This window comes from Pseudoalteromonas sp. S3431 (genome assembly GCF_000690035.1).
Classification (GTDB): domain Bacteria; phylum Pseudomonadota; class Gammaproteobacteria; order Enterobacterales; family Alteromonadaceae; genus Pseudoalteromonas; species Pseudoalteromonas fuliginea.
Genome location: NZ_JJNY01000037.1, coordinates 1 through 20557, shown reverse-complemented (window position 1 = coordinate 20557; position 20557 = coordinate 1). Strand labels below are relative to the sequence as shown.

Below are 20557 nucleotides of genomic sequence, written 5' to 3'. Positions count from 1 at the left end.
CATTGACCTATTGAATTCACCCTTCCCTCTTTTAAGTTTTATAGCTATCTCAAGCGAGTTACTCCTGATAGAGTAAATTTATTAAACACCACAAATTAAGGTATTTCATGGCGAATCAATTTAATGTACTCGGCACACGCTTAAAACTATGTTGCGGTAATGGTGGCTACACACGTGAAGGGTTTTGTTATGTACCAGAATCAGATCTTGGCAATCACAGTGTGTGTGCAATTATGACTGATGAGTTTTTACAATTTTCAAAATCACAAGGTAACGATTTAATAACCCCGAACCCTCTTTACGATTTCGAAGGTTTAAAAGCCGGTGATAAATGGTGCTTGTGTGCAGTAAGATGGCTTCATGCTATTTCAGCAAACGTTGCGCCACCGGTGGTACTTGAAGCCACAAATAAAAAATCATTAGAAATAGTCTCGCTCGATGCTTTAAAAGCGCACGAATATAAAGCCAACGTTTAAATACACCTAAGAGTAACTAAATTAAAGTCTGCATATTTTACAAATATATGCAGGCTTTTCAAAAATCCAATCTCCTCTTCAGCCTTAAAAACCTTAAATTAAAATATAACCCCATGTTTTTAAATTACTTTTTAAATAAATCAACTTACGGCATAGCAGTTGCTTTATTAAGCTTAAGTCACGCTCATCACGCAACATATATATGAGCAACACATTAGTTAAGTAGGAGAAATTATGAGTAACAATAACGAATCAAACAAAACAACTAAATTTACCGCGCCAGGTATGAGTGACGAATCAGCCCAAAAAACAATAGCTACCCTCGATAACCGCATGGTTGCATTGATAGACTTACAACTAACTTTAAAACATATTCATTGGAATGTAGTGGGACCAAACTTTATTGGCGTACACGAAATGATAGACCCACAGGTAGACATTGTGCGCGAAATGACAGACACCATCGCTGAGCGAATTGCGACTCTTGGTGGAGTACCAGTGGGTACTCCAAAATCAATTGTAGATCGCCGAACATGGAGCGAATACTCAATTGGTAAAGGGCTAGTAACCGAACATTTGGCTGCGCTTGATAAAGTATATAACGGCGTTAATGCCGATCACCGCAAAGCAATTGAGACTCTTTCTGAACTAGATCCTGTGTCTGAAGATATGATCACCAGCCAACTGGCTGATTTAGAGCAATTTCAGTGGTTTATTCGAGCCCACTTAGAATCATCTACAGGCGAACTAAAAAGCTAATATATTTAAGCTAAGAAAGCCCAGCATTTATATGCTGGGCTTTTTTTTGCGTAAAAATCACTCTATTTATAATTACATATAGACGTGTATCAGTAAGCTCTAATACAAAATCCATATAAAAACAATAGAAAATTGGTATTACCAAAAAAAATAACCAAAATAAAATTGAATGATTTTATACTCCTCATTATTTCGCAAGTTTATAAGCCGTACTCAACCTTTAATGAACACCTCATTATTTTAACATCACTTAAAAAACAAACTAAATACATATAAAAGTGCCGCTAAAAGTTCAAAAAAAACGCTAAAAATGATATTAAATAGTACAAAAAATATAAAAAATGCCCCTGGTAAACATACTTTAATAAAACTCACTCAAAATATAAAAAACAAAAGTAAACCATAAGCCGTTAAATTTATTAAATATAAAAAAATAAATGAACACTTTGTAATACATTTTGTGAATTTTTGGTAAACAAAGGTTGTAATAAAAGCTGAATTGGACTAATTTCAACCATACCACCTGTATGACACAGTACAGGGAAAAGCAGTTAAATTGGTTAACCAAACCAAGTAACAACACACACAATGACGTTAAGTCGTACCCAAACGGGAGAGATACATGAAACTCAATCAAATTACTTCAACATTAACTAATAAACATAAAAGAAGTAGCTCTACAACAATCAGTGCCGCAGCCCTTTTATTAATGGCTTCTTCTAATATTGCAGCGCAAGAGGCTCCAACTGCTTCAGAAACCGCATCTGATGATATTGAAGTTATTGAAGTAAAAGGCATGCTAGGTAGCATGAAAGCTGCGGCAATGCTTAAACGTACTGATGGGCGTATTGTTGATGCTATTGTTGCTGAAGATATAGGTAAATTACCAGACAATAACATTGCAGAAGCACTGCAACGTATTACTGGCGTATCTATTAATACCGACTTTGGTGTGGGTGACAGTGTTTCTATTCGTGGCTTACCTCAAAACCGTGTTGAATTAAATGGCCGCTCTACAATTGGTGACTCTCGTGACGGTATTAGCTTGCAAGATTACCCATCAAGCTTCTTAAAAACAGTAGAAGTAGTTAAATCGCCTACTGCCGATATGATTGAAGGTGCATTAGGCGGAACAGTGAGTTTAAAGACAGTTCGCCCACTAGAGCTGGATAAGCTAACCGCCGCAATCTCTCTTGATGGCGAATACGCTGATAAAACAGAGAATATTGCACCTATTTTTAGCGGCTCAATTGGTAACAATTGGGACTTTGACGAAATGGGTACTTTTGGTGCCATCGCTATGTTTTCATATCAAGATCGTGAAATTCGTCAAGATGAAACATCTAGCCGAGTTAAACCTCAAGATATCGAAATTAACGGTCAAGAAGGTAATACACCTAGTGGTAATGCCATTGTTAGAGATGAGCACAGTGTTGAACAATACGTAGAAAAACGTGAACGTACTGCTGTAAATTTATCTCTTCAGTGGGCACCAACATCTGGTAACGGCATGGTGTACCTTGATTTAAGCGGTACTAAGCGCTCTGGCGAGCAAGCTGGTAATTCTATTTTAGGTGTCGTTGGCTCATTATCAACAGATGCAAACACAACTCAAGGTGCTAACGGCGTAAACAACTACACACTAACAAACGAATTTGGTATCCCAAAAACATACAGTGACTTTCGTGAAACCGACTCGTTTTCAAATGCACTTGGTGCAGAGTGGAACCTTACTGACAGCATAAAAATCTCTGGTGAAATTGCGGTAGCATCATCAGAAAGCGTAAGGCCTGATTCTGAATTTACACTTCGTCCAATCGAAAAGTCGACCTTTGAAGCTAGCGGAGGGGTTGATTTAGTAAATCATTTATATGATGGTGCATTTTCGCAAAACGGTAATAAATTACCAAGCATCATTCATTCAGATCCAAATGCATTTACCGACCCACAAAACTTAGCATTACGTACTTTTAAAAGTGAAGATAAAAGAACAAACAATGATGAAACAGCGGTTCGTTTTGATATTGAAATGTTCGAACCTCTCAGCAGCTTAAGTTGGGTATCTAAAGTAAAAGCAGGTGTACGTGTTACTAACCGTGATTACGAATACGAACAATACAAAGTAGAAATTAAAGACATTTATAAAAATGCATTTAATGACTCAGATGGTTCATTAGCTACTTTATGGGTTGATGATTTCAATGCTGCATTTCCTGATAGCTTTACTACCGTTAGCCACGACAACTCTTTTGACCAACTAGGACACTCGGGGCAAAATGACCTACTAACTTTTTTAAGCTATAACGGTTTATCTAACCCAGCAAATACTTATGCTCAACTTCAACAATTGCTTGTAGGCACTAACCTAGCTTCAACGGGCAGCCTTTCAGACAACCAAAAGTTTCAAGATAGCGCATACCGCAATGTGGTTGAAGATACAGCCGCAGTGTATGTATCTGCATATTTAGATTTTGATGATATCACCGCTATTGTAGGTGGTCGTTATGTAACTACAGATCTTGAATCAAGCGTGTTCCTCAATGGCGAAAAAGTAACTGGCGAAAACGACTACAGTGACTTTTTACCAAGCTTAAACGTTACTTATAACTACTCAGATGAAACACTATTTCGTTTTGCTGCAGCAAAAGTTATGCGCCGCGCTGACTTTAGCGAGCTAAGCCCTGCGTTTGACGTTAACAACGACATTACGGGTGCAACGCAAGGCTCTATTGATTTAGAACCATACCGTGCAACACAATACGACTTATCTGTAGAGCATTACTTTGATGAAGGAAACGTACTATCTTTCGCAGTATTTTATAAAGATGTTGAATCTTTCTTAAGCAACGAAAGTAGTTGTGTCGCTTCATCAAGCACTACTGCTGGTCAAAACGTGACTCAGTGGAACCAAGTATGTCAACTTGATGCAGCGGGTGTATCTCAAGACAATTTAGTTTACTCTGATGCAACTGACTTTCCAGTAGATGCTGACGGCTTTAACCATGTTGCAGGCTTACGCGACGCAGGACTAACGGGTATCGATACTGTTAAAAATGTAAATGGTGAAAACGGTTCAGTTCAAGGTTTTGAAGTGGGCTACCAGCAGTTCTTTACAAGCCTACCAGGTGCATTTTCTGGCTTAGGCATCAATGCAAACTACACATATGCAGATAGTGAGCAACCAAATGGCAATCCGTTATTAGATATCTCTAAAAACACTTACAACTTACAAGTATTTTGGGAGTACGAAGGGTTCTCTACTCGTATCGCTTATAACTATCGTGACAGTTTCTTAGATACTGAAAACGAAAAACGTGTAGAAAATATTAACTCCAATGGCAGCATTTCTGAAGATGGCACTGTTTATGGTAATAACTACCGTGACGATAGAGGTCAGTTAGACTTCTCTGCAAGTTGGGACATTAACGAAAACATTACGCTTGTTGGTAATGCAACGAACTTAACAGGTGAACCTTCAATCTATCTATCTGAACTAGGTGGTGCTTGGAAGTACACTGAAGCGGATCGTCGTTACAGCTTTGGTATTCGCGCTAAGTTTTAATTTTCCCTAGAAACTAAAGCCTGCTTTTATGCAGGCTTTTTTACGTCTATAAAAAAGTGGCACTTGTGTTAAAACATCGCACAACTTTTATAACTAAATATTTATTTAAAGCAATAAAATTATCATTGAATAATACTCCAAACTAAAATTTAGATACCGCGTAAACAATATCAACCTCCTGCACTTCACTTTTAGCGCACAAACTAAGCACCATACATTGCACCTAAAAACCAAGCAACCTTGCAGCTTGGTTATAAAATGTCTAGTATTCTAAAGCCGTACTAATAATTGGTACGAAAAAGGATTAACAATGTCTCTAAAATATATAACAACAATATCAATCACATTATCATTACTATTATTAACAGCATGCGGCTCTGGGGGAAGTAAAACAAAAGAGGCTGAAAGCATTGAAATACCACAACCAAATGCGGTTATTAATAACAGTCCCTTAAGTGACTACAAAATAATTATCTATGGTAATAGCCATAGTTCACAGTTAGGGGGCTTATTAGAAATAATTATTACAAACCAGTTACCTAGCACTTCAGTCAAAATAACGACTGTCAGCGGTCGATTTTTAGATGAAATAGTCGCAGTAGATGCAAATGTCGATAAATTAAAAAGTGATAACTGGAGTCATGCAATTTTTCAAGGCCAAAAGTACTCACAGTCAGGTTCAACAAACTACCCTACAAGCGCAACTGAGCGATTAATCTCGACCGCAAAAAAGCATAAAATTACACCTATTTTATTTCCAGAGCATCCTCAAAAAGGGGATCCCGCAGAAGCAAAGCTGGTTTACGACCTCCATTTAGCAATCAGTAAAAAACAACCTAGCTGCATAGCGCCTGTTGGCTTTGTATGGAATCGAGTATTAGAAATAATGCCTAGTATAAACCTTCATAGTGCCGACGGTAATCACGCATCCTATGCTGGGAATGTTCTTACAGCGATGACCTTTTATCAAATCATTACCTCGGAATTAACAGACACAATGCCATTTATTCCTGCTATAGATTTAACACAGCAAGAACAAGCCTTATTTGGACAAGTAGTAACAGAGGTACTTGAGTTATATCCGGCATGTGGTGCTAAATAATCTTAAAAAATTTAAAACTAAATTTCGGATTTAGTGATTTCCTGAGGTGCTCAATATCAGTACATTAATACTATGCACATAAGCTGATTAAAAGACACCTCAGAAGAATTCAATTTTCACTTTTTTGCCAAATTATAAATTTAATATCTTGATAAATAATCACCTGCAATTTATTAAAATTACCGCTGTCCTAGCTATACTTATTTGAATATTAAATTTACTATCAAAATGTTGTAACTATTAGCAGGAAAACTAAAGTGCTGTCGCGTTTATATAATTTTATGCCCGGTTTAAATACATTGCTGCACTATGAACGCCAATGGTTTGCTGATGATGTAAGGGCGGCGCTATCGGTAGCTGCCGTAGCTTTACCTGTTGCCATTGCTTACGCACAATTAACCGGTGTTAACGCCGCCGTCGGGTTATATTCTTGCATACTGCCAATGATGCTATATGCACTTTTTGGTACTTCAAAACAATTAATAGTCGGCCCTGATGCCGCAACCTGCGCTGTTATTGCCGCTGTAGTAACACCTCTTGCTGCAGGTGACAGCTTTAAGCATTGGCAACTTGTTGTCACCATGACCGCTATGACCGGCTTTTGGTGCTTTATAGCTAGTAAGTTTAAGTTAGGTGTATTAGCTGACTTTTTATCTAAACCTATTTTAATGGGCTTACTAAACGGCGTAGCCATCACTATTATTGTTGGTCAATTTTCTAAAGTATTTGGTTTTACTTTTGATGAGCGCTACTTACTTGAACGCCTAGGTGGCGTACCCACATACCTAGCGCAAACACACGTTCCAACCTTATTAATGGCTTTGTTTACACTGGCGGTCCATTTTGCCATGAAACGGATAAAGCCCACGTGGCCTGCATCTATGTTTGCTATTGCTTTTGGTGCGCTTTTGGTATGGATTTTTGATTTAAAACAGCTTGATATAAAAACTATTGGCACCGTAACTGGCGGGCTTCCCGTTTTTAATACCCCTGTTTTTGATTTAGGGATTATTCGTGAGCTGGTGGTACCCGCACTTAACTTAGCCATAGTGAGCTTTGTTAGTATGATGCTTACAGCCCGTAGCTTTGCAGCTAAAAATGGCTACGACATAGACGCCGATAAAGAATTTAGAGCACTAGGTATTGCCAATATAGCGTCAGCTCTTTCGCAAGGTTTTGCAGTCAGTGGCGCCGACTCACGCACCGCTGTTAACGATGCAACGGGTGGTAAAACGCAGTTAGTATCAATAATAGCAGCGGCCATTATTGCGCTCATAGCTGTATTTTTAACAGCCCCACTTGAATTTATTCCAAGCGCAGCGCTAGGTATTGTACTTATTATTGCCTCTGTTCATTTACTCGATTTAAAAGCTGTTTGGCAATTAAAACAAAAAGATAAACAGGCATTTTATCTAGCCTCGGCCACCTTACTTGCGGTGTTATTTATTGGTGTTATCCCTGGCATCACGCTTGCTGTATTACTGGGACTATTTCAGTTTATCCGCACAGTAATGCGTCCAACTGACAATATACTAGGCGTAGATATAAACGGCGTAGTAAGAAGTTTAGACGCCACAGATAAAGCAAAAGCAGTGCAAGGCGTGTTTATTTATCGCTTTAACTCACCTTTAACTTACTTCAATGCAAGCTACTTTAAACGCAGATTACTAGAGCAATACGCAAGGCAAAAAGACGACACTCAGTGCGTAATAATTGATGCTGTGCCCTGCTTTACTCACTTAGATTTAAGTGTAATGGCCATGCTTGCCGACTTAGACATTATATTTAAAAAGCGTGATATAAGGCTTGAACTAGCAGGTAGAAAACGCCAACTGCTTTCATGGTTTGAAATTGCAGGAATGACATCAGGTAAAGAAGGTATATACATTCACTCCGACTTATATATCGCCTTAAAAAGGAACAGCGTAAGCCAGCACTCTTTAGAAGTTAGTTTATTCGAATCAGCTCAAAACTAACGTACTACATAAATTTATTAGGAAAAAATACTGTCACCAACCGCTCCTAGACATATAAAATGAAGGGCATGAGGGAAATACATAACTATTATAATTAGTCTGTTTTTTTGCTTTAAAATATAGGGCTATGTTCAGCCCTATTTTATAGCCATCCTTTTTGTTTCGCTATACGTGCTGCATCTATTCGGTTTGTGGCATTTAATTTAGCTATAGCATCCGAGAGATAATTACGCGTAGTTCCCTCGCTTATAAACAACTGCTTGGCTATTTCACTCGTTTTAAGACCGTCACTTGCAAGTTTAAGTGCTTTGCGCTCTTTATCTGTAAGTGGATCGGAGTCATCCAATGCATTAATAGCAAGTTCTGGGTCTATCACTTTTTGCCCCAACATTACTTTTTTAAGTGCATTAACCAAATCTTCACTTGGTGCTTCTTTTAAAATAAAGCCTTTAACACCAGCCGAAAGTGAACGTCTGATGTAACCCGCGCGGGAAAACGTAGTCATTATTACTACTTTAATTGATGGGTGTTTTGCAGCTATTTGTTCACTTAGTTCAATGCCATTTATATTTGGCATTTCAATATCGCTAAGTACAATATCTGGTAGTAATACGTTTGATAAACTAGATAGATGATCAAGTGCAGCTTGTCCGTCGCACGCTTGGCCTATTACTTCTATATTAAAGTCGAGACTTAGTAATGCCGATATAGCATCGCGAACTAACCCTTGGTCTTCTACTAAAAATACTTTGATCATACTTTTTCCTTTACTTGGTATTTTTAACTTTGCTTATGGCAAAGGAATGTGTGCTGTCAGTTTAAATCCATTTTGAATTTCAAATTTCACTTGGCCATTTAACTTTTCTACGCGCTGTTTAATACCCGTTAAACCATTGCCAGGAGTGATATTTTCACAATCACCGTTATTAAATAAATTTAGCGTTATGCTTTGTTTAGTTGATGTGAGATTAATATCGCATTGATTGGCTTTACTATGACGTAAAATATTCGTCACGCTTTCTTTAATAATTAAACACAGCTCGCTTTCTATTACTGCAGGTAACACCGGTAAATTAAGCGTTACATTAGTGATAATGTTTTGCTCCTCTAAGCGCTGTTTTAGTTGCTCAACTTGCCCTGTCAGTTGCTGCTGTTTTAAATCGGTTACAGCGTGACGAACATCTGATAAAAGCGCACGGGCTAAATCGGCTACTTGGGTAATTTCATTTCCAGCTTGTTCAAACCGCTCAGCGTTATGTAATTTGTTGGCAAGCTCGGCTTTTAGAGCTATTGATGAAAGTGAATGGCCTAAAATATCATGTAAATCACGAGCTATTCGCTCTCGCTCTGCAATTGCTGCTAATTGCTCTAGTTGGTTTGCATTTTCTTGTTCACGCTTTTTATATTGACGCTCCCTTCTTGCTGCAATGCCGTAGCTAAATAACGCAGCGCATAAAATTAAAGCAATCGCTAAAAAGTACTGAACCTTTCCTATATCACCAATATATGCGCTTAATAAAACCGAGAATATAATCGCTAGTGCAGCATAAACTCTTTGACGCTTGCTGTATGCATAGCCTGCTATATAGGCTGCAAAGCCAAACAAGGTAGGAGTGCCAGTGCTGTAAAAAGTAGCACTGAAGCAAATTAATAGCATTGCTAAAAATAACTTAGTTACACCAGTACCTTTACAATTTATTGCTTTTACATATAAAAGAATAAAAGCAATATAAAAAGCTAAAGAAATAACGATTTGCTCACTCGTGAAATGAGCAAAATCGATTATCATCGGTAGTAAGTAAAAGCCAGTAAAAATTAGATGTCCATATTTCCAAAAACCTTTATCGCTTTGCTTAGAAAAGACACTAAGTGAACTCATGCTAATACCTCTGGTATATTATTTTTATTTATAATTTTGTTTTTATTACTAAATATAAATAACACGAAAATACATATCAGCATAAAGCAATATGCGTCACTAATAGTAAAATTTAATGTTTCTAGCGCTTCACTAAGAGTCAAACTAAATAAAATTAAGGAATTCATAACTACCTCCAATTAAGTAGAGTAATTATGCCAGTGTGCAAAAATAATATGAGTGTGGAATGTCATTAACTTTACTGACATTTGTCATGTATTAAAAAATCATCTCAAGAATTTCTAACCGATGCTAATATGCTAAAAAAGCATAACAAGGAAACTCAATGCAACCCCAACAGCAAAGCCTGCTTTATTTACATATTGCCGTATTACTTTTTGGCGGAACCGCTCTATTTGCAAAGCTCATTGGCTTAAATGCACTTGATATAACCGTCTATAGAACCGCAGTTGCTGGCATTGCGATTTGGTTTTTGCTAAGTATGCAAAAAAAACCTATTAAGCTTAATAAACCTAAAGATTATTTAATGGCTATATTGCTCGGTGTGGCGGTAGGTATACATTGGGTTACCTACTTTGCAGGTATGCAAATGGCGGGTATAACAATTGGGATGCTCGCATTTTTTAGTTATCCAGTAATTACTGTATTTTTAGAGCCTTTATTTAATAAGAGTAAACCCAAAGCTAAAGATATACTTAGTGCAGCGGTGGTTATATTAGGTATTTACCTTCTTGTCCCTACTGCCAGTTTAGGTGACGACGTAACTCTTGGAGTGATAACAGGCGTAGTGTCAGCACTCTTTTTTTCAATAAGAAACATCACTCACAAACGTTACTTTAGCCAATACGGTGGCCCACAAACTATGTTTTATCAAACCTTGGTTGCAAGCCTTATGCTATGTGCATTTATAAAAGTACCTGTGTATGAAGTAAGTAACCATGATTTGTTATTAATTTTGATTGCAGGGGTAATATTCACAGCTACGCCTCATTCACTATTTGCAGCCAGTTTAAAACATTTATCTGCAGCTACTGCGGGGCTCATTTCTTGCCTTCAACCTCTCTATGGCACACTATTAGCGATTATTATAATACATGAACGCCCATCAGCAATGACACTAATAGGTGGCACATTAATTGTTAGTGCCGCCTGCTTTGAAACTTGGTCAATCACAAAAAAGGCACGTAAATGAAAGTATTTGCACACAGAGGCGCAAGCGGACATTTCCCAGAAAACACTAAAAGTGCTATTTTAGAAGCGCTAAAAATAGGTGTAGATGGCATTGAAGTAGATATACAAAGTGCTATTGATGATTACATGTTAATCCACGATTCATGGCTTGATAGAACGACTAATGGCACAGGTAAGGTCAATGAATTTGACGCTGTAACAATAGCCAAGCTTGACGCGGGAAATGGTGAGTATGTACCTAACTTACAGCAGTTATTAGATTGGAATAACGATAAAACATTACTCAACCTAGAGCTTAAGCATACTTTTGAACTTGAAAAACTTGCGACTCAACTTGAATACAATATAAGCATGGGAAAAATATCACGTACCAATGTTTTAGTATCATCGTTTGATCACCATCAATTACTGTGGCTTAAAAACCGTTTACCATGGTTGAAAATAGGCGTACTAACGTCTTCTATACCTATAAGCTATGCAAAATTTGCTGAAGATTTAAATGCCTATAGTGTGCATGTAGATAAAAATTTTGTTAATAAAGCATTTGCTAATGATGCAAAGCAACGCGGACTAAAAATTTATGCCTACACAGTAGACAAAGAGCAAGATATAGCACTAATGCTCGAATATGGTTTAGATGGGGTTTTTACCAACTACCCGGCACAAACTAAAGCATATTTACTATCGTTAGATCATAATTAAACACATCTATACTCCTTACATAGAACGTAAGAGCACTAATACCATAAAGGTTTCAGTAAAATGAGTAGCTACATGAAAATTTATAATTATATTGAGCAGACCTTCTTTTTCACATTAACACGTAAAATTGTAGGCAATCTAAGTTTTGTATTTCTATTTCAAGCCATCACTCTGTTTTGGTTGTACCAAAGCCTTAGCGAACAACAAAGTACAGAGCTATTTTGGCTTTTAACACTTGTAATTGTTATGGGGTTTGGTTTTACACTTTCGTATATGCGTTTTTTAATCGTGCGTCCTATTACCGCGATGCGCGATACACTAATAAAAATAAACCAACAAGATGCTAATTTAGCCGCAAAACTTCCGCATTTTTCGTATGATGAATTTAGAGATTTAAGTACCCAATACAATACTTTCACCACTCACTTAGGCGAACTACTAAATACAACTTACAGTAGCGCTGAAGCCAGTGCCAATAGTAATAAAGCCGTTACCGAGTCAATGAAAAATACGGATAACTCAAGCGAGCAACAAATACATTTAAGCCACAGTATAATTAATGCGAGTATGCAAATAACGCAAAGCTTACAAAACATAGTCATTAATACCGACAGTGTCCATAACGTTAATAATGAACATCTAAACTTTGTAAAACTCTCAGCTAAAGAGCTTTCAGCGCTTGTCGAACAAGTTAAATTAATCACTAATATGCTAGGTAGTTTTTCAAATACGGTCGCAGGTTTAAAAGAAAACAGTGAAAATATACGTAGTATTTTAAAAATGGTTGAAGAGTTTTCAGATCAAACCAACTTATTAGCACTCAACGCTGCAATAGAAGCAGCCCGAGCAGGTGAAGCTGGACGAGGCTTTGCTGTAGTTGCCGATGAAGTCCGTACGCTTTCTATAAAAGTAAGTGGCGCAACAAGACAAATTAGTGATTTTATTACCCAAATGAATGAGCTAGTAAACGAAACAAATAAAGAGTCAGAGCAACTGATCACCCACTCTAATAGTGCACAAAGTGCAATTAGTGCAACGTCTGACGGGTTTAGCAAGATGCTTAATGAATTTGAGCAAAATCAGCAACAATTGAAGCAAATAGCCAGTGCCGTGCATCTGCTTGAGCAAACACAAACTCAAACTCATCAATCTGTTGAGCAAATTGTAGAGCTAGGTGAGCAAGCTAAGCAGTTAATCGACACTGCTGTGGCCGATAGCGAAAACTCTCAGCAGCTAAGCTTACAAACTCAACAACAGTTAAAACGTTTTGTACTGTAGCAAAACGTTTTAACTTATTAGAGCCTGTTGGCCTTTTAGGATTAAAATTTTTTCTACCTAAAGACAGCGCATGACAGGCATCTATGCAGCGTTATCGACTATTTATGGGGAACAACCATACAACATAGCTTTGTCTTACTTAAAAACCAAACTCACTGCTTTAAATTCAACCCGAAAGATAAACAAGCCCTAGTAAATATGGTAAATTACGCAGCTATTAATTTAAGTGTGTAAAGTGTGTGAGCAACCCAACCCCAGACTATGAAAAATTAGCCCTGCAAATAAAAACTTGGGGACAAGAGCTTGGCTTTAGCGAAGTGGGTATTACCGATATTGACCTAAGTAAGCACGAGGCTCAACTGCAACGTTGGCTTGATGCTGGCTTTCATGGTTCAATGGACTACATGGCTTCACACGGCATGAAACGCGCTCGCCCAGCTGAATTAGTACCTGGCACACAGCGTGTAATATCAGTAAAAATGAATTACCTCCCACCCGATGCTGGCTTTGCAAAAACCTTAAAAAATAAAGAAAAAGCATATATAAGCCGATACGCACTGGGCCGTGATTATCATAAATTAATGCGTAATCGATTAAAAAAACTCGGCCAAAAAATAGAACAAGAAATTGGTGAATATGGCTTTAGACCCTTTGTAGATTCAGCCCCAGTACTTGAACGTCAACTCGCCGAGAAAGCGGGTTTAGGTTGGCGTGGTAAGCATTCTTTGTTAATTAATCAAGAAGCAGGATCGTGGTTTTTTTTAGGCGAGCTATTTATTGATTTACCACTGCCAATAGACGCCGAAAACACCTTTGAAGGCTGCGGTAAATGCGTTGCCTGCATCACTCTTTGCCCAACAGGCGCAATTGTAGAGCCTTATGTCGTTGACGCACGTAAATGCATATCGTACTTAACAATAGAGCACCAAGGGCCCATTCCTGAGCAATATAGGACTTTATTGGGTAATAGAATTTATGGCTGCGATGATTGTCAGTTAGTATGCCCTTGGAATCGTTATGGCCAAATTACTGACGAAAACGATTTTCACCCGCGCACTCAATTAAAAGACAAAGATTTACTTGAGTTGTTTGCTTGGGATGAAGCTACTTTTTTAAAAAATACCGAAGGCAGTCCTATTCGCCGTATTGGTCACGAACGTTGGTTACGTAACTTAGCAATAGGGTTAGGTAATGCACAATTTAGCCCCGCTATTATTTATGCCTTAGAAGACAAAAGCCAAATATGCAGTGAACTTGTTTTAGAGCATATTGAATGGGCACTTTCCCAACAAAATGATAAACAACGAGTAGCGCTTCGTAAAACAGCTAGGTTAATCAGAATTGTAGAAAAAGGCTTACCCAGAGATGCATAATGCAGTTGGTGTAAGCCTTTAAAGTAACATTATTTAGTTAAGTATATTTAACCTGAACTCTGGTTAAGAGATTCACTAACGTTTTGAATAATAACTATATTTAAACTTATTCCCTCTAGCCAGAGACTTCCAGTAAAACAGGCGAACTTGCATGTCAATCGCGGGCCTATTGCAAGAAAATTCAACGCAGTCAGTGCTGAAAGAACTGCTTAAGATAGATTTATTATCCAGTTATCAAGTTACTTAGCTCTTTAAAAGTAATGACAGGTCTTGTTCAATCTCAGCAAAAGAGGCTTTAACTTCTTGAACTGACTCCTCTCTTGAAATTGAATTTTGAATTGTTTCATCTACTTTTTTGTAAATAAAAACCTCTTGGTCCTCATCTAATCCCATTGTTGGTATTCGCACTTCAAGATCTTCTTGTAGTTGCTTAAAAACTCTTTCGTTATTTTTACGATTATCGTTAAGTAAGCCAATTAAACTATGAAATTTACTATGTACGGAATTTGCGACCGTATTTAGTCGTTCTTGTTGGGATACAAGTATTCTTTTGGTCATTATTGCTCGTAATTGCTGCTCTGTAACACTGACAATAAAACATACGTGGTCACGAATTCGTCCATGCTTATCTGGATCATGATCCGGCATATTTAAAACCAGTAAGCTTATGTATTCGTAGTTAACCAAAATTCGATGTGAAAATTCGTGCAACCGACCTTTACTTTTAAGCATTTCAAATAGTTCAATAACAATCGGTGAACAAACCCCATGTAACGCAAAATGCTCTATAACATTCGCATATCGAAACTCTACGTTACTTTGCAAATTAAAAGACTGTAGACAATCTATGAGCGCTTTTCCTAAGCTTTGGGGATCATTTATAAAACCAATATTTTCAACATAATTAACTATTTGCCCCATTTCACTACTGTTAGCCATCGCATTAAATGCTGTAGAAGTTGCATCTTCAACTTGTTTTTCAAGACTCTCTTTCTCTACCAACACTTGATTCAAATTATTTAATTTAGACTTGAGTTCGTCATGCCCAAACGGTTTAACAATATAATCTTCTGCACCAACAGAGTAACCTTCCATACGTTCCTCAACCGTCCCCCTTGCTGATACAAACATCACAATTATATGCGCGGTATTTGGGTTGGATTTAAGGCTCTTACAGACTTCGTAACCATTCATTTGTGGCATACTCACATCCAGCAATATAACCTGAGGCATATAGTCTTCTACCATACTCAAGCACTCTGGACCGCTAACGGCTACCTTTAATTCAAAATCGAGGTCCTCCAGAATCTCTTCTATAATTTCAAGATTAAAGGGTTCGTCATCCACTGCAAGTATTTTTGTTAAAGCCATCGTTTCATCATCCATTTAAATTCTAAATATGCTACTTCAAACACTTGTTTAAAAAATTAACTGCTTTGCAGTGCTAAGTGTTCGTCTAGGTTTATTTTAAGTGGTATTTGTATACAAATAGTAGCGCCGCCATTAGTGTTATTTAAGGCTGTAATATTACCTTGATGCAAAGAAACAAACTCCCTACATAATGCAAGGCCTAACCCTGTTCCACCAGCTCCGCTATTGGTTTTACTGCTTTGTACAAATTTAGTGAAAATGTCTTCAAGTTCATCCTCAGGTATACCAATACCATTATCGATAACGGCTATTACTGCAAACTCGTTCTCAGATGCCAATTCCACTTTAATTTTACTTTTTGGCTCACTAAACTTTAATGCGTTACCTAATAAATTACACATTAATTGATTAATTTGTTCCTCATCACACAGAGCGACTACCGGGTTAGACTGCACTGAAAAAATGATTTCAATCTCTTTTTCCATTGCAGTTCCAGCGACATCATCAATACTCGTTCTAATGATATTAGCTAAATTATGTGTTCTAGGATTGAAAGGAAATTTACCCACATCAAGCTTGGATAGATCCAGTAAATTATTAAGTAATGAAAGTAACCGTTCTCCACTGGATTCAATTCGAGACAAGTACTTAAATAATTTTTCTTCCGCAAAATCACCAACCTCTAATTTATTTAAGCCAAAACGAGAAAAGCTTAAAATTGAATGCATTGGTGTGCGAAGTTCGTGAGACATGTTTGCTAAAAATTCTGATTTACTCAAATTGGCGGCTTCAGCCACATTTTTAGCGTGCTCTAACTGTGAGGTACGCGCTCTAACTTGTTCTTCTAAAATATCTTTTGCTTCAAGTAGCAACTCTTCTTTTTGTTTTAAGTGCGTTACATTTTTAAAAATAACTGCCAGCGCAATTTCACCATGATGATCTATTTCATTAAAAGATCCCACAAGAGGTATATAACCCCCTAGTGTTTTTGTTAAACGTAAATCGCAACTAAACTGTCGATTACTATTTAAAGTCAAAATTTTATCTTTAATTCCTGCGCTTGAATCAACATCTAAAAAATCAAAAAGAGACTTACTTTCTAATTCATTAAACGGTAAATCAAATAGTTTTAAGCAAGCATCATTCGCTTCGATAACTTTACCACCGCGCTCAAATAACATAATTGCATCGGGTGTATGCTTATAAATAACTTGTAATAAGCTATCCTTTTCAATAAGCGCATCTACGGTGTCTTGAAGCCTTTCTACTAACTCTGCATTATGTCGTTTCAATAATTCGGTTTGCCATAGCTTATGGACCGACTGCAAAAGAATACTATCGTTAAGGGGTTTAATGAGTACATCTTCAACTCCCTCACGAATAGCCTCAATCATGGACACTTGATCAGGGCGTGACGTAAAAAGTAAACACCTACAATGTGGCTGCTTTAATTTTAGGCTAGAAAATATACCCAACCCAGTTACATCACCAAAACTAAAATCACTAATTAATATATCAATTTTAGTATCAACGGATATTGCCAATACTTCATCTAAATTTGTCGCGGTGTGGGTGTTTATATGAGCGCCTACTAAGCTGCTTTTCATTTTTTCAAGACGCTCAGGTATATGATCAACCAGTAAAATAGTGGGTAATTGAAGAATATGGTTAGAGCCAAGCTCTAATAAACTCTCAAGTAGAGAAGTTATCTCCTTATTAGAAAAAAATGGGTAAACTACAGTTGCATTAGCAACAGCATGATTAAGCTCACTAAATGCGTTTAGTTGTTCACCATTTTCAGCTTTTGGAGCAAGCAACATAAACCGTGATTGTGAGACCTTAGCAATCAACGGTTCAATAGAAATAACAGGTACTCCATGCGCCACTATAATTAAATCATACGCATCAGCATTTATATGCATATCGAGCATAGAAAAATGAATTAATTCAACCTCACATCCAATTAACTCTAAAAGTACTTTTACTCGCATTGCGATAATAGTGCTGCTGTCTACTATTAATATTTTCCGAATCATCAAGCTACACTTTAAAAATAATTAACTTAATATATTAATAGCGTAGCCTATTATTGTTTAGTTAGCATAGGTTCTTAGCGTTATTTCGTAAGAATTTTTTACCTAAAAGAGATACGAACTTTATTCTACATGTTTTCCGAAAATAGTAAGGCTATAAAGCTTACTATCCATCATAGCGACATTGGGTAACTCTCCCCAAACATCGAAGCCAAAATGTTTAAATAGATTTACACTTGGTAAGTTGTGGCTAAAAATAAATCCTAGCAATACGCGTATATTTAGTTGTTTAGCTTGGATTTGTGCAAATTCCATCAACTTTTTGCCAAGCCCTTTACCTTGTGCTTTTGCGGTAATATATATGCTCATTTCAACAGTGCCATCGTAAGCTGGGCGACCATAAAATGATTTATAACTAAGCCATGCGAGTATTTTGTTATTCTCACAGTAAACATAAATAGGTCTTTTTTGTGTATGGCTATTAAACCACTCACGCTTTTCTTCAACGGTCACTTCTTCAGTGTCAGCAGTCACCATTCGACCAGCAATAGTCTCGTTGTAAATTGCTACGATTTCGCTAAGATCATTTATAGTTGCTAAACGGGTTGTCATAATAGATTGCATGGTTGATCAATTTTCTCCATATTAGCGTATGATCATCCACTCAAACAATCGTAAAGTTTAGGTCGTTAGCTATGCTAAAAAAAATATTACTCGGGTTAGGGGTTTTATTAGTAAATACACCACTTCATGCTCAAACAGAATCAATTGATAAGCACGTGGTCACAACATGCCAAGATTTTACTAACGTCAATATACGTAAGTTACGTTCTGAAGAGTCAATCAACTTATGTCAGTTTAAAAATAAGCCTTTATTGATCGTCAATACAGCCAGTAACTGCGGTTTCACACCTCAATTTAAAGGCTTAGAAGCACTTTATAAACAATATAAAAGTCAGGGATTAGTTGTCTTAGGGTTTCCTTCTGACGATTTCTTTCAAGAAGAAAATGATGAAAAAGCGACAGCTAAAGTCTGCTTTATTAATTATGGGGTTACTTTTCCTATGTTTGCTACCAGTGAAGTACGAGGCAGTGATGCCAATCCTATTTTTAAACACCTAAATGAGCAAACTAGTTCCCCTAATTGGAATTTTTATAAATACCTAGTATCTGCAGATCGCAAAACAATTTTACGATTTAACAGCAAAGTGTCACCTGACTCAGAAAAGATGATTACGGCAATTGAAAATACACTTTCTAATAATTAAGTTTATACTGGTACAATTAGTTGAAACTAACTAGAATGACATTTCATTAGGTTAAAAAAACACCACATAATAAGCGGGAGATTTTATGACAGTGGCAAGCGCACGACACATATTAGTAGATAGCGAAGCACAATGCTTAGACTTAAAAACAAAAATTGAACAAGGTGAAGATTTTGCTGAATTAGCAAAAAACCACTCTAACTGTCCTTCAGGTCAAGATGGCGGCGCCCTTGGCGAGTTTGGACCGGGCATGATGGTACCAGAATTTGATAAAGTGGTGTTTTCTGCGCCTATTAACCAAGTACAAGGCCCAGTACAAACACAATTTGGTTATCATTTACTTGAAGTTACTAGCCGTTCAGAATAAATTTTTGTATTGTAAGTAAAACTTCTAAAAGCCGCTTTTGCGGCTTTTTTAATGAGCAATTAATACCAACTTTCTTATACCAACCCGCAATAATACTTAATCAATCTGCGATATTAAATCTGACGCTAGCTACGTTAAAAACTTCTGATATAGAACAAATAACGAAAGTTTTCCTTGTTATCGACACGATTTTCTTACTTCAAAATAGATTATTTAATTAAGCGAATTGGTATTATATATGGTGTCTATTTAACGATAAGAAAACTGCGCTAGAACTAAGCAAGAATTTTTACTAATATATTGAACAATAATGGTATTTAAATTTATCGTTCTCTAGGAGCTATTTAATCGCGGCGTAAGGTTTATAACCTAATGGGCTAAGTAAAAACCGAGCAACAAAGAGTAAATAGCTCTAGACAGAACCTTACGGGCAGCTCATGTTTAACCTCGAAAGATAAACAGGTCCTAGCCAGAGGTTTTCAGTGAAAACAAGGCAAGTTTACGCGCCAATAGTGGGCCAATTACAAGTAAGTTCAACGCAGTTAGCGTTAAAAATAACTGACTAGGGTAAGTTTATTATCCAGAATTCAGATTACTTACGCTTTAATTTCATAAAATGAACATATTGTTGAAACATTAAACTATTTAACTGCCCATTTAACTGGTGATGAATTTAAAGGCTGTGAATGCTTCAACATCAGTTTATACTGCCCGCTTGATTGGATTTGCTTTCGTTTGTTGACTCATTTTTGACAACATTCGTAATTTATTGCTTTTCATAAGTAATATAACCAACGCCAAGCAGCTATAGATACTAATCCTAGTCACTAATTAAAAAGGTAAACACATGAGCGATATCGAAATTGAATCACAACTAGTTAACTTTGTAGAAAAAGTACGTGTTAGCGAAGTAATTTGGGCGCTAGGTGCAGAAGATAATGGCTTTGTAGTATGTGATTCAAATCAATTTGACGAAACTGACGTATTACTACTTTGGGAAAGCGAAGAAGCTGCCAAGGCACAATGTAAAGAAGAATGGAAAGACTACAGCCCTGTAGAAATTAATCTTGACGAGTTTTTAGATGCTTGGGTTGAAGATTTAAGCGAAGATAACGCACTAGTTGGTATTAATTGGAATGATGACCAAGTATGTGTGGAAATTGAACCTGTTGGTCTAGCTCGCGCATTAAGCGAATAAACTGTATTAGTTCAGACAAGAT

17 protein-coding genes are annotated in these 20557 nt (G+C 37.0%); 12 read left to right on the top strand and 5 right to left on the bottom strand.

Annotation, left to right across the window (positions count from 1 at the left end; translation table 11 throughout):
• Positions 1 to 107 precede the first annotated feature (107 nt).
• The 5 genes from DO88_RS10345 (at position 108) to DO88_RS10365 (ending at position 7875) form a co-directional block, all read left to right on the top strand.
• Complete coding sequence (locus DO88_RS10345; protein WP_033039145.1) at positions 108 to 476, top strand: DUF2237 family protein; 369 nt, start codon at positions 108 to 110, stop codon at positions 474 to 476.
• Between the two features lie 234 nt (positions 477 to 710).
• The gene (dps, locus tag DO88_RS10350; RefSeq protein WP_007376944.1) at positions 711 to 1235 is read left to right on the top strand and encodes a DNA starvation/stationary phase protection protein Dps; all 525 of its coding nucleotides are present in this window, start codon (positions 711 to 713) and stop codon (positions 1233 to 1235) included.
• A gap of 622 nt (positions 1236 to 1857) precedes the next feature.
• A complete protein-coding gene (locus tag DO88_RS10355) occupies positions 1858 to 4797 on the top strand; it encodes a TonB-dependent receptor (RefSeq protein ID WP_007376947.1) in 2940 nt (979 codons plus the stop codon).
• A gap of 310 nt (positions 4798 to 5107) precedes the next feature.
• Positions 5108 to 5899: a lipoprotein gene (locus DO88_RS10360; RefSeq protein WP_033039142.1), complete on the top strand. Its 792-nt coding sequence runs from the start codon at positions 5108 to 5110 to the stop codon at positions 5897 to 5899.
• 257 nt (positions 5900 to 6156) lie between these two features.
• Positions 6157 to 7875 (top strand): SulP family inorganic anion transporter, encoded by a 1719-nt coding sequence (locus tag DO88_RS10365; protein ID WP_007376949.1) that lies wholly within the window; start codon positions 6157 to 6159, stop codon positions 7873 to 7875.
• A 142-nt stretch (positions 7876 to 8017) separates the two neighbouring features.
• On the opposite strand, the gene DO88_RS10370 is transcribed toward DO88_RS10365, so the two are convergent.
• Together DO88_RS10370 and DO88_RS10375 are read right to left on the bottom strand one after the other, a co-directional pair.
• Positions 8018 to 8632 carry a response regulator transcription factor gene (locus tag DO88_RS10370; protein ID WP_007376950.1) on the bottom strand — a complete coding sequence of 205 codons (615 nt, stop codon included), beginning with the start codon at positions 8630 to 8632 and terminating at the stop codon, positions 8018 to 8020.
• A 33-nt stretch (positions 8633 to 8665) separates the two neighbouring features.
• The gene (locus DO88_RS10375; RefSeq protein WP_033029928.1) at positions 8666 to 9754 is read right to left on the bottom strand and encodes a sensor histidine kinase; all 1089 of its coding nucleotides are present in this window, start codon (positions 9752 to 9754) and stop codon (positions 8666 to 8668) included.
• 325 nt (positions 9755 to 10079) lie between these two features.
• Between DO88_RS10375 and DO88_RS10380 the strand changes: the two genes are divergently transcribed.
• From DO88_RS10380 to queG, 4 genes are all read left to right on the top strand, one after another.
• Complete coding sequence (locus tag DO88_RS10380) at positions 10080 to 10946, top strand: DMT family transporter (protein WP_033039140.1); 867 nt, start codon at positions 10080 to 10082, stop codon at positions 10944 to 10946.
• Positions 10943 to 11647, top strand: a complete 705-nt coding sequence (locus DO88_RS10385; protein WP_007376954.1) for a glycerophosphodiester phosphodiesterase — start codon at positions 10943 to 10945, stop codon at positions 11645 to 11647. The genes DO88_RS10380 and DO88_RS10385 overlap by 4 nt, the downstream gene beginning before the upstream one ends.
• 60 nt (positions 11648 to 11707) lie before the next feature.
• Positions 11708 to 12925 carry a methyl-accepting chemotaxis protein gene (locus DO88_RS10390; protein WP_007376955.1) on the top strand — a complete coding sequence of 406 codons (1218 nt, stop codon included), beginning with the start codon at positions 11708 to 11710 and terminating at the stop codon, positions 12923 to 12925.
• A gap of 239 nt (positions 12926 to 13164) precedes the next feature.
• Entirely contained in the window at positions 13165 to 14298 is a 1134-nt protein-coding gene (gene queG, locus DO88_RS10395; protein WP_033029925.1) for a tRNA epoxyqueuosine(34) reductase QueG, read from the top strand.
• Between the two features lie 243 nt (positions 14299 to 14541).
• On the opposite strand, the gene DO88_RS10400 is transcribed toward queG, so the two are convergent.
• The 3 genes from DO88_RS10400 to DO88_RS10410 all read right to left on the bottom strand — a co-directional run bounded on the left by DO88_RS10400 (position 14542) and on the right by DO88_RS10410 (position 18314).
• On the bottom strand, positions 14542 to 15669 hold the full coding sequence (locus DO88_RS10400; protein ID WP_007376957.1) for a response regulator: 1128 nt from the start codon (positions 15667 to 15669) through the stop codon (positions 14542 to 14544).
• Between the two features lie 56 nt (positions 15670 to 15725).
• On the bottom strand, positions 15726 to 17705 hold the full coding sequence (locus DO88_RS10405) for an ATP-binding protein (RefSeq protein ID WP_007376958.1): 1980 nt from the start codon (positions 17703 to 17705) through the stop codon (positions 15726 to 15728).
• Positions 17706 to 17825: 120 nt separating this feature from the next.
• Entirely contained in the window at positions 17826 to 18314 is a 489-nt protein-coding gene (locus tag DO88_RS10410; RefSeq protein WP_033015403.1) for a GNAT family N-acetyltransferase, read from the bottom strand.
• Positions 18315 to 18397: 83 nt separating this feature from the next.
• Between DO88_RS10410 and DO88_RS10415 the strand changes: the two genes are divergently transcribed.
• The 3 genes from DO88_RS10415 to DO88_RS10425 all read left to right on the top strand — a co-directional run bounded on the left by DO88_RS10415 (position 18398) and on the right by DO88_RS10425 (position 20535).
• A complete protein-coding gene (locus tag DO88_RS10415) occupies positions 18398 to 18970 on the top strand; it encodes a glutathione peroxidase (RefSeq protein ID WP_007376960.1) in 573 nt (190 codons plus the stop codon).
• Positions 18971 to 19055: 85 nt separating this feature from the next.
• The gene (locus tag DO88_RS10420) at positions 19056 to 19337 is read left to right on the top strand and encodes a peptidylprolyl isomerase (RefSeq protein ID WP_007376961.1); all 282 of its coding nucleotides are present in this window, start codon (positions 19056 to 19058) and stop codon (positions 19335 to 19337) included.
• An 847-nt stretch (positions 19338 to 20184) separates the two neighbouring features.
• On the top strand, positions 20185 to 20535 hold the full coding sequence (locus DO88_RS10425) for a DUF2750 domain-containing protein (RefSeq protein WP_007376962.1): 351 nt from the start codon (positions 20185 to 20187) through the stop codon (positions 20533 to 20535).
• Positions 20536 to 20557: the final 22 nt, after the last annotated feature.

What these genes read in the sequence shown, in the direction of transcription:
- DO88_RS10355 (WP_007376947.1), top strand. Translation starts at nt 1,858, where the DNA reads ATGAAACTCAATCAAATTACTTCAACATTAACTAATAAACATAAAAGA.
- dps (WP_007376944.1), top strand. Translation starts at nt 711, where the DNA reads ATGAGTAACAATAACGAATCAAACAAAACAACTAAATTTACCGCGCCA.
- DO88_RS10345 (WP_033039145.1), top strand. Translation starts at nt 108, where the DNA reads ATGGCGAATCAATTTAATGTACTCGGCACACGCTTAAAACTATGTTGC.
- DO88_RS10385 (WP_007376954.1), top strand. Translation starts at nt 10,943, where the DNA reads ATGAAAGTATTTGCACACAGAGGCGCAAGCGGACATTTCCCAGAAAAC.
- DO88_RS10370 (WP_007376950.1), bottom strand. Translation starts at nt 8,632, where the DNA reads ATGATCAAAGTATTTTTAGTAGAAGACCAAGGGTTAGTTCGCGATGCT.
- DO88_RS10420 (WP_007376961.1), top strand. Translation starts at nt 19,056, where the DNA reads ATGACAGTGGCAAGCGCACGACACATATTAGTAGATAGCGAAGCACAA.
- DO88_RS10360 (WP_033039142.1), top strand. Translation starts at nt 5,108, where the DNA reads ATGTCTCTAAAATATATAACAACAATATCAATCACATTATCATTACTA.
- DO88_RS10380 (WP_033039140.1), top strand. Translation starts at nt 10,080, where the DNA reads ATGCAACCCCAACAGCAAAGCCTGCTTTATTTACATATTGCCGTATTA.
- DO88_RS10425 (WP_007376962.1), top strand. Translation starts at nt 20,185, where the DNA reads ATGAGCGATATCGAAATTGAATCACAACTAGTTAACTTTGTAGAAAAA.
- DO88_RS10410 (WP_033015403.1), bottom strand. Translation starts at nt 18,314, where the DNA reads ATGACAACCCGTTTAGCAACTATAAATGATCTTAGCGAAATCGTAGCA.
- DO88_RS10415 (WP_007376960.1), top strand. Translation starts at nt 18,398, where the DNA reads ATGCTAAAAAAAATATTACTCGGGTTAGGGGTTTTATTAGTAAATACA.
- DO88_RS10375 (WP_033029928.1), bottom strand. Translation starts at nt 9,754, where the DNA reads ATGAGTTCACTTAGTGTCTTTTCTAAGCAAAGCGATAAAGGTTTTTGG.
- DO88_RS10405 (WP_007376958.1), bottom strand. Translation starts at nt 17,705, where the DNA reads ATGATTCGGAAAATATTAATAGTAGACAGCAGCACTATTATCGCAATG.
- DO88_RS10390 (WP_007376955.1), top strand. Translation starts at nt 11,708, where the DNA reads ATGAGTAGCTACATGAAAATTTATAATTATATTGAGCAGACCTTCTTT.
- DO88_RS10400 (WP_007376957.1), bottom strand. Translation starts at nt 15,669, where the DNA reads ATGGCTTTAACAAAAATACTTGCAGTGGATGACGAACCCTTTAATCTT.